This is a genomic window from Bradyrhizobium sp. 1 (assembly GCF_023073315.1).
Lineage (GTDB): Bacteria > Pseudomonadota > Alphaproteobacteria > Rhizobiales > Xanthobacteraceae > Bradyrhizobium.
The window spans coordinates 296107-310893 of record NZ_JADPJH010000010.1 but is presented as its reverse complement, the minus strand read 5'-3'; the positions used below and the strand labels follow the sequence as shown (position 1 = coordinate 310893).

General features: G+C 65.8%; 13 protein-coding genes. 10 read left to right on the top strand and 3 right to left on the bottom strand.

Translation table 11 applies throughout. The features are described 5' to 3' along the window. Positions 1-70: 70 nt before the first annotated feature. Entirely contained in the window at positions 71-1261 is a 1191-nt protein-coding gene (locus IVB29_RS04110; RefSeq protein ID WP_247502105.1) for a penicillin-binding protein activator, read from the bottom strand. Between the two features lie 405 nt (positions 1262-1666). On the opposite strand from IVB29_RS04110, the gene rsmI reads away from it, so the two are divergent. From rsmI to IVB29_RS04075, 7 genes are all read left to right on the top strand, one after another. Continuing rightward, positions 1667-2617: a 16S rRNA (cytidine(1402)-2'-O)-methyltransferase gene (gene rsmI, locus IVB29_RS04105; RefSeq protein WP_247502104.1), complete on the top strand. Its 951-nt coding sequence runs from the start codon at positions 1667-1669 to the stop codon at positions 2615-2617. Then, positions 2604-3002 carry a YraN family protein gene (locus tag IVB29_RS04100; RefSeq protein WP_247502103.1) on the top strand — a complete coding sequence of 133 codons (399 nt, stop codon included), beginning with the start codon at positions 2604-2606 and terminating at the stop codon, positions 3000-3002. Before rsmI ends, IVB29_RS04100 begins: the two co-directional genes overlap by 14 nt. A 10-nt stretch (positions 3003-3012) precedes the next feature. Then, positions 3013-3957, top strand: coding sequence for a glutathione synthase (gene gshB, locus IVB29_RS04095; protein ID WP_247502102.1), 945 nt, complete (start codon positions 3013-3015; stop codon positions 3955-3957). Positions 3958-4401: 444 nt separating this feature from the next. Continuing rightward, positions 4402-5229, top strand: coding sequence for a Flp pilus assembly protein CpaB (cpaB, locus tag IVB29_RS04090; RefSeq protein WP_247502101.1), 828 nt, complete (start codon positions 4402-4404; stop codon positions 5227-5229). Between the two features lie 10 nt (positions 5230-5239). Beyond that, positions 5240-6766 (top strand): type II and III secretion system protein family protein, encoded by a 1527-nt coding sequence (locus IVB29_RS04085; RefSeq protein ID WP_247502100.1) that lies wholly within the window; start codon positions 5240-5242, stop codon positions 6764-6766. A 51-nt stretch (positions 6767-6817) separates the two neighbouring features. Continuing rightward, on the top strand, positions 6818-7552 hold the full coding sequence (locus tag IVB29_RS04080) for a CpaD family pilus assembly protein (RefSeq protein WP_247502099.1): 735 nt from the start codon (positions 6818-6820) through the stop codon (positions 7550-7552). Continuing rightward, the gene (locus IVB29_RS04075) at positions 7549-8838 is read left to right on the top strand and encodes an AAA family ATPase (RefSeq protein WP_247502098.1); all 1290 of its coding nucleotides are present in this window, start codon (positions 7549-7551) and stop codon (positions 8836-8838) included. Before IVB29_RS04080 ends, IVB29_RS04075 begins: the two co-directional genes overlap by 4 nt. An 81-nt stretch (positions 8839-8919) precedes the next feature. On the opposite strand, the gene IVB29_RS04070 is transcribed toward IVB29_RS04075, so the two are convergent. Together IVB29_RS04070 and IVB29_RS04065 are read right to left on the bottom strand one after the other, a co-directional pair. Then, positions 8920-9696: a tetratricopeptide repeat protein gene (locus IVB29_RS04070; protein ID WP_247502097.1), complete on the bottom strand. Its 777-nt coding sequence runs from the start codon at positions 9694-9696 to the stop codon at positions 8920-8922. 79 nt (positions 9697-9775) lie between these two features. Next, complete coding sequence (locus IVB29_RS04065; protein ID WP_045004729.1) at positions 9776-10021, bottom strand: PilZ domain-containing protein; 246 nt, start codon at positions 10019-10021, stop codon at positions 9776-9778. A 225-nt stretch (positions 10022-10246) separates the two neighbouring features. Between IVB29_RS04065 and IVB29_RS04060 the strand changes: the two genes are divergently transcribed. The 3 genes from IVB29_RS04060 (at position 10247) to IVB29_RS04050 (ending at position 14717) form a co-directional block, all read left to right on the top strand. Then, positions 10247-11785, top strand: coding sequence for a YifB family Mg chelatase-like AAA ATPase (locus IVB29_RS04060; RefSeq protein ID WP_247502096.1), 1539 nt, complete (start codon positions 10247-10249; stop codon positions 11783-11785). Positions 11786-11892: 107 nt separating this feature from the next. Continuing rightward, positions 11893-12366 carry a hypothetical protein gene (locus IVB29_RS04055; RefSeq protein WP_247502095.1) on the top strand — a complete coding sequence of 158 codons (474 nt, stop codon included), beginning with the start codon at positions 11893-11895 and terminating at the stop codon, positions 12364-12366. Between the two features lie 125 nt (positions 12367-12491). Beyond that, positions 12492-14717 carry an ATP-binding protein gene (locus tag IVB29_RS04050; protein WP_247502094.1) on the top strand — a complete coding sequence of 742 codons (2226 nt, stop codon included), beginning with the start codon at positions 12492-12494 and terminating at the stop codon, positions 14715-14717. The last annotated feature ends 70 nt before the right edge of the window (positions 14718-14787 follow it).

Sequence of the window (14787 nt, the reverse complement as noted above, 5' to 3'; positions counted from 1 at the left end):
GTCCCACGTGCGCGGAAGCATGGTGGGTTACGCCTTCGGCTAACCCACCCTACGGCACCGTCATCTCGAACTACGCCCCAAAACTCTTCGGCGAACCGGCCACCGCAACACCGCCACCCGTCGTCACCTTCATCACCGCAAGGCCGCGTTCATTCGTCCCATCGGCGCGAAAGCGGAACAGGCCGTCGATGCCGGCAAAGCCGGAGGGATTGGTGAGCACATCCGGCGAGAAGCGTGTGGTGCCTTGCGTGCGCGCCAGCGCGGCGACAAGGGCGACCGCGTCATAGGCGAGTGTCGCGGTGCGAATCGGCTCGGCGCCGTATTTGGTGCGGTAGCGGCCGGAGAACGCGCGAAAACCGGCCGGATCGGGCGCGGCATAGAGACCGCCTTGCAAGCTCGAATTGGCATAGACGCGCGGATTGTCCCACAGGCCGGTGCCGAGCAGCTGGATGTTGCGCAAATTCGCACCCGCGGCCGTCATGGCGTCGGCCACGGCAACAACGGCATCGCCGTCATCGGCAATGAACAGCGCATCCGCGCCGCCGAGCTGCTGCGCCACGGTGCGCGCCGGCGTCGCGCGATCGGCACCGTATTTCTCGAACGCAACGATGCGTCCGCCGCGCCGCGGCACCGCTGCCTTCACCGCAGCTTCGACGACATTGCCATAGGCATTATCAGGCACGAGCACGGCGACCGAGCGCTTTCCGATGCTGGCGGAATATTCGACGATGCGGTTGACGTCGGACTCCGGCAGGAAAGAAAGCAGATAAACGCCGCGGCCGGCGATGCTGGAATCGGTCGAGAACGCGATCACGGAAATGCTGCGCGTGCGCGCGACCTGCGCCACCGCCGGCACCGACTGCGCGAACAGCGGCCCCAGAATGATCTCGGCACCCTCCTCGACCGCCTGCTGCGCGCCTTGTTGCGCACCCTGCGGGCTGCCGTTGTCGTCCTTGATCAGGAGCTGGACGTTGGGATTCTGGAACTCGGCCAGCGCCATCTCGGCGGCATTGCGCATCGACTGCGCGGCGAGGCCGGCGTTGCCCGAGGCCGAGAGCGGCAGGATCACCGCGACCTTGACCCCGCCGGTACCGGCGGTGGTGGCCTGCTGCGGGGGACCGGCCGGCTGGGCCGGGGGCGGGGAGGAGCTGCTGAACGGGTTGGAGAACTGGCTGAGGCTCTGCTGCACACCGGCGCAGGCCGACAGCAAGGGCGCACCGAGCAACAGGCCAAGCGCGCTCCGCCGGGTCGCCCCTGACATCAAGGGCCCCTGAACGGGAGACTCCTCCGACGAGGAAGATCTGGGATCACGCGGGCCCGGCATGGCAGCTTCTCTTCTGACCGGCCGTCGGCCGGCCGGTCACACAACACTCTTCCCACGACACAAGCCGCGGATTCAGGCATATTGTCGGCAAATAGTTAACTAAAACAAAAGGATAATAACCGCTTAACGCGGTCTCCACTCAAGTCCTGGCTAGCTGTCCACCGTCCGTCACAAAGCATCAAGGCGGCGTTTCCGTCGCGAATATGGCGCTGACGCTTCATTCCGTCTGGAATGTGATGCCGCAGGCATCACTTTCCAGTCCTCCTCACCCCTGACCCAGGCACGATCTTTTTCCGGTGACCGGTTCCCAGCCCCTGACATCGTGCCTAAGTTCAATTCATTATGCGCGCAAAGCCGGCCCCGATAAATACACCTGAAGGCACAGACGCCGCCCCGCGCGGCTTCTCCATCGACGCCCATCGGCTCCCAGCCCCGAAGGCGGCGCCAGGCCTCCATCTGGTCGCGACCCCCATCGGCAATCTCGGCGACATCACGCTGCGGGCGCTCCAGACCCTCGCCGGCGTCGATGTCATCGCCTGCGAGGACACCCGCATCACGCGGCGGCTGACCGAGCGCTACGACATCTCCGCGCAGCTCAAGCAGTATCACGAGCACAATGCCGAAGCCGCGCGCCCAAAAATCCTGGAGGCGCTTGCGGCAGGCGGCTCTATCGCGTTGGTGTCGGACGCTGGCACGCCGCTGATCTCGGATCCCGGCTTCAAGCTGGTGCGCGAGGTCTGCGCTGCCGGCCACGCAGTCTATGCGCTGCCCGGCCCGTCCTCGGTGCTGGCGGCGCTGTCAGTCGCCGCGCTGCCGACCGACCGCTTCTTCTTCGAAGGCTTTTTGCCGTCAAAATCCGCCGCGCGAAAATCGCGCCTGACCGAGCTCGCGCGCATCGACGCGACACTGGTGATGTTCGATTCCGGTAATCGCGTGCAGGATACGCTCGCCGAGCTCGCCGAGATCATGGGCACGCGCGAGGCCGCGATCTGCCGCGAGTTGACGAAACTCCATGAGGAGATTTCGCGCGCGACTTTGAGCGAGTTGGCGCGCGACGCCGACACGCTGGAGACACGCGGCGAGTTCGTGCTGGTGATCGCTCCGCCAGCGGCCGACGCCGAGTTGCTGACATCGGATGCGCTCGACGATCTGCTGCGCGAGCAGCTTGGCGTGCACAGCGTCAAGGATGCCGTCGCGCACGCGGTCGCGCTCTCGGGCCGGCCGCGCCGCGAGGTCTACGCCCGCGCGCTGGAGCTCGCCAAAGATCTCAGGGGCAACGATGGCGAAGACTGAGGGCGCGGAACCGAAAATCGCATCGCCCGAGCGCGTCGCCGCGTTCCGCACCGGTATTTCCGCGGAGAGTCGCGCCGCAGCTTTTCTCATGGCCAAGGGCTACCGCATCCTCGCAAAGCGCTTCCGCACGCCGCATGGCGAGATCGACCTCGTGGCGCGCCGCCGCAATCTGATCGCCTTCGTCGAGGTCAAGGCCCGCGCCAGCCTCGATGAGGCCGCCTATGCCGTGACCCCGCGCCAGCAGCAGCGCATCATCAATGCCGCGCAAGGCTGGCTCGTAGCGCATCCCGAGCATGCCGAATTCGAATTGCGATTCGACGCCATGCTGATTGCGCCGCGCTCACTTCCGCGCCATGTGTTGGCGGCATTCGACGCCTCGACCTGAAAGGCAGACCATGAAACTGAACGTCGCCGTCCAGATGGACCCCATCGCCCGCATCAACATCAAGGGCGATTCCACCTTTGCGCTGCTCCTGGAGGCGCAAAAGCGCGGCCATGGCCTGTCCTATTACACGCCCGACAAGCTCTCGATGGTCGGCGAGGAGATCGTCGCGCCCGTCCAGCTCCTCACCGTGCGCGACGAGCCCGGCAATCACTTCACCCTCGGCGAGCCCAAGCGCGAGGCTCTCAACGGCTTTGACGTCGTGCTGCTGCGCCAGGATCCGCCGTTCGACCTCGCCTACATTACCTCGACGCATCTGCTCGAGCGCATCCATCCGAAGACGCTGGTCGTCAACGACCCCGCCTCGGTGCGCAACGCGCCGGAGAAGCTGTTCGTGATGAACTTTCCGCAGCTGATGCCGCCGACGCTGATCTCGCGCGACCTCGACGAGATCAATGCGTTCCGCGACAAGCACGGCGCCGTCGTGATGAAGCCGCTGCACGGCCATGGCGGCGCGGCGGTGTTCCGCGTGATGCCGCAGGACATGAATTTCGGCTCGCTGTTCGACATGTTCTCGGTGACGTTCAAGGAAGCCTGGGTGATCCAGCAGTTCATTCCCGAGGTGAAGCTCGGCGACAAGCGCATCATCCTGGTCAATGGCGAGTTCGCAGGCGCGGTGAACCGCGTGCCGGCCGCCGACGACCTCCGCTCCAACATGGTGCGCGGCGGCGCGGCAAAGGAGACCGAGCTGACGCCACGCGAGCGCGAGATCTGCGCCACCGTCGGCCCGGCGCTGCGCGAGCGCGGCCTGTTGTTCGTCGGCATCGACGTCATCAACGGCAACCTCACCGAGATCAACGTGACCTCGCCAACGGGCATCCGCGCGATTGCAAAGCTCGGCGGGCCCGATGTCGCGGCGAAGGTCTGGGACGTGATCGAGCAGAAGCGGGCGAAGTAGGGCTGTCATTGCGCGCGTAATCTCCTCGGCGTCGTCACCGCGAACGCGGGGACCCATACCGCGGAATCTATCGATTGCGGGCGATCGACATTCCGAACGACGAGTCCTCGCCAAACTTCTCCCTGGGGTTATGGATCCCTGCGTTCGCAGGGACGACATCAGTGATGTGTCGCGTTGTTTCCGTCTCACCACCACGGCGGCGCCCCTAACCACCCATTCACCATGACGCCGCGCGCTTCATTCGAATGCACGAGTCACCTTGCGTGATTCTGCGGGGCCACTGGCCGACCGGCTAACGCGACGTTCACCATCTGCCGAGAACGCGCATCATCACGCGCCATCACACTCGGCCTCGCAACACCCCTTATACTTTTACTCCCTACTCATCGATGCCGGGGAACCCGCCACGTGCGGTTCGAGTGCCCTGCGTAAGAGTAGAAGCGTATGAACACCGCACGCATTATCGTTCTCGTCATCGCGCTGGGCGCCGGCGGCGTCGCCGCGTATCTGGCGAGCGGTTACCAGAACGCATCCCTGCCCGCTGTCCTCCCCGCCGCCGAAAAGCTGCCGACGGTCGAGGTCCTGGTCGCGAAGAACGACATCCAGCTCGGTCAGGCCGTGAAGCCCGACGATCTGCAATGGCAGTCCTGGCCTGCGTCGACCGCCAGCAACGCCTTCATCCGCCGCGACAACAGGCCCGAAGCGCAAACCCAGATCGCAGGTTCGATCGCGCGCGTGCCGTTGATGCAGGGCGAACCGATCCGCGAGCAGAAGCTGGTCCGCGCCGAGGGCTCCGGCTTCATGGCCGCGATCCTGCCCGCGGGCATGCGCGCCGTTTCCACCGAGATTTCAGCCGAGACTGCCGCCGGCGGCTTCATCCTGCCGAACGACCGCGTCGACATCGTCCTGACCCGCCGCCTGAAGAACCCCGATGGCGCGAACAACAACGGTCCGACCGGCGGCAACGACCTCGTCATTTCCGAGGTCATCCTGACCAACATCCGCGTGCTCGCGATCGACCAGGCGCCGAAGGAAAAAGACGGCCAGAACGCCGTGGTCGGCAAGACCGTCACGCTCGAGCTCAAGCCGGATCAGATCGCGATCCTCGCGGCCTCGCGCCAGGGCGGCACGCTTCAGCTTGCGCTGCGAAGCCTCGTCGACGCCAACGCAGTCGACGGCACGGCCGATGACCAGGCGATCAAGCGTCCTGCCGGCGGAGTCAACGTGATCCGCTACGGGGTGCAGGCACGACAACTGACGTCACAGAAGTGATGGGGACATCATGAACTACGGGGATGATCGGACGGGCATGCGCATTCGGGGGAAGCGCGCGCGCTCGTTCTGGACGGGGACGATGCTGATGCTGATGCTGGGGCTGCTTGCGGCGCCCCGCATGGTCAGCGCTGCCGCAGATGCGCCGGTCGGTGACCAGGCGCCACTACAGGCGCCGGATCTCGGCGTATCGTCGGTCGGAACGATCACACCGACGAAGACGCGCTTTCTCTCTCTTGGCGTGGGCAAATCGGTCGTCATCGACCTGCCGCGCGAGGTCAAGGACGTGCTGGTGGCCGATCCCAAGATCGCCAACGCGGTGGTCCGCTCGGCGCAGCGCGCCTATATCATCGGGGGCCAGGTCGGCCAGACCAACGTCGTGTTCTTCTCTGCCGACGGCCAGCAGGTTGCGGCCTACGACATCGCGGTAAAGCGCGACCTCAACGGCATGCGTGCCGCGCTACGCTCGTCGCTGCCGGGTGTGCAGATCGAAGGCGTCGGCGAGAGCGTGATGCTGACCGGCTCGGTGTCGAGCCCGGTCGAGGCCCAGCAGGCCGGCGACGTCGCCGCAAAACTCGTCGGCGGCTCCGACAAGGTCGTCAACAACATCGTCGTGCGCGGCCGCGACCAGGTGATGCTCAAGGTCGTCGTCGGTGAAGTCCGCCGCGACATCGTCAAGCAGCTCGGCGTCGATCTCAGCGCCAGCCTGAACGCCGGCACCGCGGTGGTGAATTTCAACAACTCCAACCCGTTCTCGGTCAGCGGCGGGCCGCTGGTCAGCGGCAACGGGCTTGGCGTCGGCGGTCTCACGAAGGGCGTGGCCACCGTCAACGCCACGATGCGCGCGATGGAAAGCGCCGGCGTGATGCGCACCTTGGCCGAGCCGAGCCTGACCGCGATCTCGGGCGAATCCGCGACCTTCATCGCGGGTGGCGAATTCCCGATTCCCGCAGGCTATTCCTGCGATCCGGTCACGCATGTCTGTACCACCCAGATCACCTACAAGAAATTCGGCATCTCCCTGAACTTCACGCCGGTCGTGCTCAGCGAAGGCCGCATCAGCCTGCGGGTGATGACGGAAGTGTCGGAGCTGTCGAACCAGAACGCCATCACCGTGACGCAGGCGCTGTCCTCGACGTCGTCGAGCTCCATCACCATCCCCTCGGTCCAGACCCGCCGCGCCGAGACCACGCTGGAGATTCCCTCCGGCGGCTCGATGGCAATGGCCGGCCTGATCCAGCAGCAGACCAAGCAGGCGATCAATGGCCTGCCCGGCGTCGACCAGGTCCCGATCCTCGGCGCGCTGTTTCGCAGCCAGGACTACGTCAACAACGAGACCGAGCTGATGGTGATCGTGACGCCCTATGTGGTGCGCGCAGTTGCCCAGAAGGAATTGTCGCGGCCCGACGACGGCTTCGCGCCCGCTTCGGACGCCCAGACGGCGCTGCTCGGCCGCATGAACCGCCTCTATGGCATCGCCCGCCGCGCCGATCCGATCAGCGGCTCGCCCGGCGATTTCGGCTTCATCATCGACTGAGGCGGACGGTTTGGGGACCGGGCAGGACATGGGGCAAGAGGGGATCAAGCGATGACGAACACGACAGCCGATCGACGTCGCAATTTAAGCGTCGCGCTGGCGTTGACGGGGCTCTCCGTCATGCTGGGCGCGTGCAACACCACCGGCGAGATCGTCACCCAGACGGTGCCGACCGACTATCGCCAGCGTCATCCGATCGCGGTGCAGGAAGCCAAGAAGTCGATCGTGATCTTCGTCGGCAAGGCGCGCGGCGGCCTCTCGTCCGCGCAGCACGCGGACGTCGAGGGCATCGCCCGGGACTGGGTGCGCGAAGGCACCGGCTCCGTCGTCGTCGACGTGCCAATCGACTCCTCGAATTCGCGCGCCGCGGCCGCCACCTATCAGGAGATCCGTTCGGTGCTCGCGTCCGGCGGCGTGCCGTCGCGCGCCATCGTCCAGCATCCCTATCGTCCCGAGGATCCCGGACTGCTGCCCACCATTCGCCTGGGCTATTCCCGGATCGCCGCGGTCGCCGGCCCCTGCGGGCTGTGGCCGGAAGACGTCGGTCCGTCCATCCTCGACCCCGGCTACAACGAGAACCGGCCGTACTTCAATCTTGGCTGCGCCACCCAGCGCAATCTCGCGGCGATGATCGACAATCCCGCCGACCTCGAGCAGCCGCGTGCGGAAACGCCGGTCTATACAGCTCGGCGCGACATCGCCTTCGACCGCTATCGCAAGGGCACCCCGATCTCGACCCCCAGTCCCGACGCCGAGAAGGCCAAACTCAGCGACACAGGCAAATGACAAGTGTGAACGACGAAGAAGCGGACGATCCGCATCACCCCGAGGACCACATCGCACCGGTTCCTCGCATCTCCGTGCAGGCATTTTGCGAGACCGACCAGACGCTCGCCGCGGTGACCGCGGCCGGGCAGGATCGCCGTCTCGCCAAGGCGCATCTCACCGCCAGAAGCGGCGGCCTCGCCGCGGCCATCGAAGTCTATGAGACGATGCCGACGCCGAACGTCATCGTGATCGAATCCGACGGCACGCGCGACATTCTCGAGGGCCTCGACGATCTCGCCGGGGTCTGCGATCCCGGCACCCGCGTGGTCGTGATCGGTAATCCCAACGACACCGCGCCCTATCGCGAGCTGGTGCGCCGCGGCGTCAACGACTACGTGGTCGGGCCGGTCGAAACCCTCGACGTGGTCCGCTCGATCAGCAGCCTGTTCTCGGCCTCCGAGACCATCATCACCGGACGCGTCATCGCGGTGGTCGGCGCCAAGGGCGGCGTCGGCGCATCCACCGTCGCGCATAATCTGGCCTGGACCATCGCGCGCGACCTCGCGCTCGATTCGGTCGTGATCGATCTCGACCTCGCCTTCGGGACCGCGGGCCTCGACTACAATCAGGATCCGGCGCAGGGCATCGCCAACGCGGTGCTATCGCAGGACCGCCCCGACACGGCGCTGATGGAGCGCCTGCTCTCGAAATGCACCGAGCGCCTCAGCCTGCTGGCGGCGCCTGTCACCCTTGACCGCGTCTACGATTTCGGCGCCGAAGCTTTTGATGCGATCTTCGACACGCTGCGCATGACCACGCCCTGCATCGTGCTCGACATTCCCCATCAATGGTCGGGCTGGACGCGGCGCGCGCTGGTCAATGCCGACGACATCGTGATCGTGGCCGAGCCCGATCTCGCGAATCTGCGCAATACCCGGAACATGCTGAACGTGCTGAAGGCAGCGCGGCCGAACGACCGGCCGCCACTGTACTGCATCAACCAGGTCGGCATGCACAAGCGGGCGGAGATCGAGGTCAAGGCGTTCGCCAAGACCATGGAGAGCCAGCCGATCGCGGTGATCCCGTTCGATTCAAAACTGTTCTCGACCGCCGCCAATAACGGCCAGATGATCGCGGAGGTCTCCAAGAGCCACCGCACCACCGAGCTGTTCCAGAACATGGCGAACCGCCTCGCCGGACGCGGCGAGGTCAAGAAGCCGAAGCGCTCGCTGCTCGGGCCGCTCCTGAAGAAATTGAAGGGCCGGTCGGGTCGCCCCTCCGCTCCGCATCGCAAGGCGTCTTGAGGACCAAAGCGTTTTCGAGCGAAGTGGACACCGGCTCGCGCCGAGAAAACGCGTCAAAAAAGAATCCAGAAAGTGGGCGGACTATTTGTCCGCCCGCTGCTGCTGCTTCTTCGTCAGCAACTGGCGCAACGCGGTGACCTTGGCTGCGGCCTGATCGGGCGGCAGATCGCCCTTTACGATGGTCTCGGCCTCGGCCTGCTTTCCTTGCAGCCCCACCACCAGCGCAAGATTGCCGCGCACGCGGGAATCGTTGGGATTGCGCTCATAGGCACGGCGCATCGTTTCCTCGGCCCGCGGCAGATTGTTCTGGAGCACATAGGACAGGCCGAGATTGGACAGGACCTGCGGCTCGTCAGGCACGATCTTCAGCGCGGAGGCGTAATATTGCTGCGCGTCCTCGTTGCGGCCGAGCTGATCGAGTGCCGCGCCCTGCGCCGACAGGATGCGCCAGTCGGGATCCTCAGGCGTATGCGCGCGGCTGAGCACGTCGAAGGCCTGCTGGAAATTACCGTTGTCGGCGAGCGCGCGGCCGTAGCCGGCGAGCAACGCCTTGTTGCTGGGATGGGCGAGCACCGCCTGCTCCATCACCGCGACCGCCTGGCCGCGTTGGCCGGTGTCGCGTAGCGCCTTGCCGTATTCGAGCGCGATGGCGGGATCGCTGGGCTTGGCGCGATAGCGCTCGCGCAGGCCATCCAGGTCTGGCCTGCTGTCGGCCTTGCCTGCCGTTTCCGATTTGGTGCCGAGCGCGCCGGTCACATCGTCAAGGCTCATGGTCTGGCAACCACCGAGCATGAGCACCAGGAGCGCGGGAAGCAGGAATCTCGTCGCGGGAGCGGCGAGGGACGAACGCTTGGACATACTCTGATCACTCGGCGACGGATCAGAGATGCTTACCGATTAACGCTAAAGTCCCGTTAAGGACGTCGCCCTTGAGACCTTAGTCGGTGAATTCGGCACCGAATTCGCAGCCGATGCGCCAGCGCAGGCGGCATTGGCGGGAATAATCGGGCGCAAAGATGATGGTGAATTGCGGCGGCACTTCCAGAAACTCCGCCACGACCTTCACGCCGCCATCCGAGATATCCGTGATCGTGCAGTCCCTGGGCAGCGAGCCCGCGCCAAAATGAATCTTGGCAAGCCGGGTGCATCCCCGTCGTTCGCTTCTGCGGCGATTTGCAAGCATTTGAATTGTTCACCCGTTAGACCACGGCCCATCCCGCACCCTAGGGGTAGCGAACATTCGTTGGGATGTGCTGAGGAGAGCCGCTCGCATTCGAAGCGTAGTGTCGGGAGCGCGTTTACGACTGGTTAGGGCTTGGGCGGCCTTTGGATCGTTCCTGTATTGTTCTTGCAGAGGGCGCCGCGCTCTGCTACCCCTAATTGTACCAAGGGGCAGGCTGGTTCGGGCATGGTTCAACGGGTTTCCACCGTCGCCTTTGAGGGGATCGAGGCCCGCGCGGTCGACGTGCAGGTGCAGGTCGCGCCGGGCTTGCCGGCCTTTGCCATTGTCGGCCTGCCTGACAAGGCGGTGTCGGAGGCGCGCGAACGCGTGCGCTCGGCGCTGATTGCCTCAGGGCTCGCACTGCCGGCGCGGCGGATTATCGTCAATCTGGCGCCCGCCGATCTGCCCAAGGAAGGCAGCCATTACGACCTTCCGATTGCGCTCGGCCTGATGGCGGCGATCGGCGCGATACCGCCGGATGCGCTGACCGGCTTTACCGTGCTCGGCGAGCTCGGCCTCGACGGATCGATCGCACCGGTCGCCGGCGTTCTGCCCGCTGCGATCGGCGCCAATGTCCGCGAGGAAGGATTGATCTGTCCGGCGTCTTGCGGCTCCGAAGCGGCATGGGCGAGCCCCGACATCCAGATCATTGCCGCACACTCGCTGATCCAGATCGCCAACCACTTCAAGGGCACGCAAGTGCTGTCGCGGCCCACGCCGAAAGTGCATGAAGCCACAGCCTCGCTGCTCGACCTGCGCGACATCAAGGGCCAGGAGAGTGCCAAGCGCGCGCTGGAGATTGCCGCGGCCGGCGGACATCATCTCCTGATGATCGGTGCCCCCGGCGCCGGCAAGTCGATGCTGGCCGCGCGCCTGCCCTCGATCCTGCCGCCGCTGTCGCCGGGCGAATTGCTCGAAGTTTCGATGATCGCGTCCGTCGCGGGCGAGATCAAAGGCGGCGCGCTGACGGCGCAGCGGCCGTTCCGCTCGCCGCATCATTCCGCCAGCATGGCCGCACTCACCGGTGGCGGCATGCGGGCAAAGCCCGGCGAGATCTCGCTTGCGCATCAGGGCGTGCTGTTCCTCGACGAGCTGCCGGAGTTCGATCCGCGCGTGCTGGATTCGCTGCGCCAGCCGCTTGAGAACGGCGAGGTCGCCGTGTCGCGCGCCAATCACCGCGTGACTTATCCGGCGCGCTTCATGCTGGTCGCTGCGATGAATCCCTGCCGCTGCGGCAATGCGTTCGAGCCCGGCTATGCCTGCAAGCGCGGCCGCATCGATCGCTGCACCGGCGATTACCAGGCGCGCATCTCGGGCCCCTTGATGGATCGCATCGATTTGCGCATCGAGGTGCCGGCAGTCACCGCAGCCGATCTGATCCTGCCGCCGCCGGCAGAGGGCTCCGCCGAAGTGGCCGCACGTGTCGCCGCAGCACGCGACATCCAGCTTGTGCGTTACGCGGATGCCGGGATGCCCAAAATCCGCACCAATGCCGAGGCGCCCGCCTCCGTGCTGGAGGAGATCGCGAAACCCGACGCGCAAGGCCAAAAGCTGCTGCGCGATGCCGCCGAAACGATGCGGCTGTCGGCGCGCGGCTATCACCGCGTGCTGCGGGTGGCGCGCACGCTCGCCGACCTCGACGGTGCCGACAAGATCGGCCGGCTGCATCTCGCCGAAGCGCTGTCCTACCGCGCACTCGCGGAGGATGTGCGCCAGCTGGCCTGATCATTCCGCGCATCAACCCGGCGGTAACGACTTTCCTTTACGCTCTGCAAACCATGGCCCAAAGAGTTCCGTGCGAGTTTCACACAGGGCCTGGCGAGTAGCGTGTCATGTTGCGTTTCAAGATCCTGGCCTCGGTTGTTCCGCTGTTGGCAGCCGCGGTGTTCGCCCGCAGCGAGATCGGATCGGTCTCACATCCCTGCATCGCGCTCGGCGACACCTCGGTCGAGCTGACGACCCTGTTCTGGACCGCCGGAATCCATGTCGCCTTCACCGACGATCCATCGCGGGCCACGGTGCGGGTCCGGATCACCGACGACGCGGACGAAGCGGACTTCGCGGTGGTGGACGACGGCCTCGGTTCCGAGACGGACTCCTGTCAGACCAATCCGGCGACACGCCTCATCACGATTGCCGCGCAACCGGTCGACGGCGGCCCGGTGATCTATCTCTCCACCGACGGTCCGGCCGATTACCGCATCTATGTGCGCTCCAAGACGTTCTCGCAGCGCGAGGCGGCAGCCTTGATCGTCGGCGCCCATGGCGGCCAACGCCCGCTCCCGCTGCAAGCCGCCTCGCTTTGAGGCGTTAACACCTCGTTAGCCTTGTTTGGAGGCCGCCCCAAAGCCTCAAGCGGATCGCAAGGTCGGCGAGACATCGTCGCACGCGGCGGCGGTGGGGTTTCGGACAAGAGTCGAGGTCGGTGACGATGGATCGGACGTTCCGGATCAAGGTGCGCATGCGCCGCTTCAGGCGGCAGTATCCCAAGATTGCCTTCGCGATCCGCTCCTTCATGATCTTCTCGGCGACGTTTGGCGGCGCCTATGGTTTCGTCTCCGGCAGCCGCTCCGAGAATTCCGGCTACGACCCCAACACCTTTGCGATTGGCGCGAGCTTCCTGTTCGCACTCGCCTGCCTCGGCCTTGCCACGCTCAGCATGCGGCTGCGCTTCGTCAACAAGCGGATGCGCGCGCTCGCTGCGCACAACGAGGCGCTGATCGATCGCAATTGGGAGCTGAAGGAAGCCGAGGAACGCGCCCGCAGCCTGTTCGAACAGCAGGGCGATCTGATCGTGCTGCGCGATCATCAGGGCCGCATCACCTTCGCCAATGACGCCTATTGCGCGCTCGCCGGCCAGGACCGTGGTACGCTGGTCGGCACGCGTTTTGACTTCGACGTGCTGGAACAGGGCGACAGCGCCCGCGAGAGCAACGGCACGCGCATTCACGACCAGAGGATCACCACCCCGCTCGGCGCGCGCTGGATCGCCTGGCGCGAGGGCTATGTCCGCCTCGACGCCGGCCAGCCCGCCGAATTGCAGAGCGTCGGCCGCGACGTCACCGACCGCACCGAGACCGAGCGCGCGCTGTCCGACGCACGCGATCAGGCCGACGCCGCCAACCGCGCCAAATCGCGTTTCCTCGCGATGGCCTCGCACGAGATCCGCACGCCACTGAACGGCATCATCGGCATGGGCGGCCTCCTGCTCGACACCACGGTGACACCGGAGCAGGCCACCTACGCCCGCGCTGTGAAAACCTCCGGCGAGGCGCTGATGGCGTTGATCGAGGAGCTGCTCGACTATTCCAAGATCGAGGCCGGCAAGCTCGATCTCGAGCAGCGTCCCTTCGCACTCTCCACACTGATCGAGGAAATCACCGAGCTGCTGGCGCCGCGCGCGCAAGCGAAGCAGCTTGAAATCGCCGCCTATGTCGACGAGCGGCTGCCGCTGGAGGTCGTCGGCGATGCCGCGCGGCTGCGCCAGGTGCTACTCAACCTCGCCGGCAACGCCATCAAGTTCACCGCGAGCGGGGGCGTCGCGCTGATCGTCGAGCCCGGGATCTGGCCGAACGAGATCAGCTTTCTCGTCCGCGACACCGGCATCGGCATCGCGCCCGAGGCGCAGCAGCGCATCTTCCGCGAATTCGAGCAGGCCGACGAGCGCGTCGCCCGCACCTATGGCGGCACCGGGCTTGGGCTCGCCATCAGCGAGCGCATCGTCAAGCGCATGGGCGGCCGCATCACGCTCACGAGCGAGCCGGGCAAGGGCGCGACCTTCGAGGTCGCCGTGCCGCTCGCGCCATCGCAAGCAGGAGGAGGCCAGACCGCATTCCCGAGTCCTGACCTCTCGGGCAAGTCGATCCTGCTGATCGCCGAGGGCATCGAGGCCTCGCTGATCGCGCGGCGGCTCGAGCGCTGGGGCAGTCAGACCTGTCTGGTGACTGATGTCACCGTGGCCGAAGCGCTGCTGCCGGAGCGCTCATGGCACGCGGTGCTGATCGACCGCACGATCGGTCCTGCAATTGCCGATCATCTGGGCGACGTGTCCCGCGCGCATGCATTACAACGGCTGGTGCTGCTGACGTCGAGCTCGCGCCACGAAAAGCTCTCGCCGGCCTTCACCGGCTTTCTGGTGAAGCCGCTGCGCACGGCCTCGCTCGCCGCACGCCTCGCGCTGACGCCTGAAATTGCCTCGCCCGATCTCGCACCTGAGCCGCCGGCTGACTCCGCCAGCGCGGCGACGACGAAAGGCCTGTCGGTCCTCGTTGCCGAAGACAACGAGATCAACGCGCTGTTGATGCGCTCCCTGCTGACGAAGCTCGGCCACCGCGTCGTCATCGCCGTCCATGGCGAGGCCGCGCTGGAATCCTGGCTCGCTGCGTCATTGGCCGGCACGCCCTATGATCTCGTGCTGATGGACATCCAGATGCCGCAACTCGATGGCATCGAGGCAACAAAACGCATCCGCGCGCATGAGGCGGCCACCGGCGGCCACCACACGCCGATCCTGGCGCTCACCGCCAATACGCTGGTGGAGGATCGCTACGCCTGCTTCGAAGCGGGCATGAACGGGTTCCTGATCAAGCCGCTCGATCGCGACAAGCTGGAAGAGGCGCTTGCAGGGCTGGCGGCGTCGCGGCATCCGGCGGTGTAGCTGCAATCGACGCTGCCGTAGGGTGGGCAAAGCGTAGCGTGCCCACCAATTGCATTCGACGATGCCGATA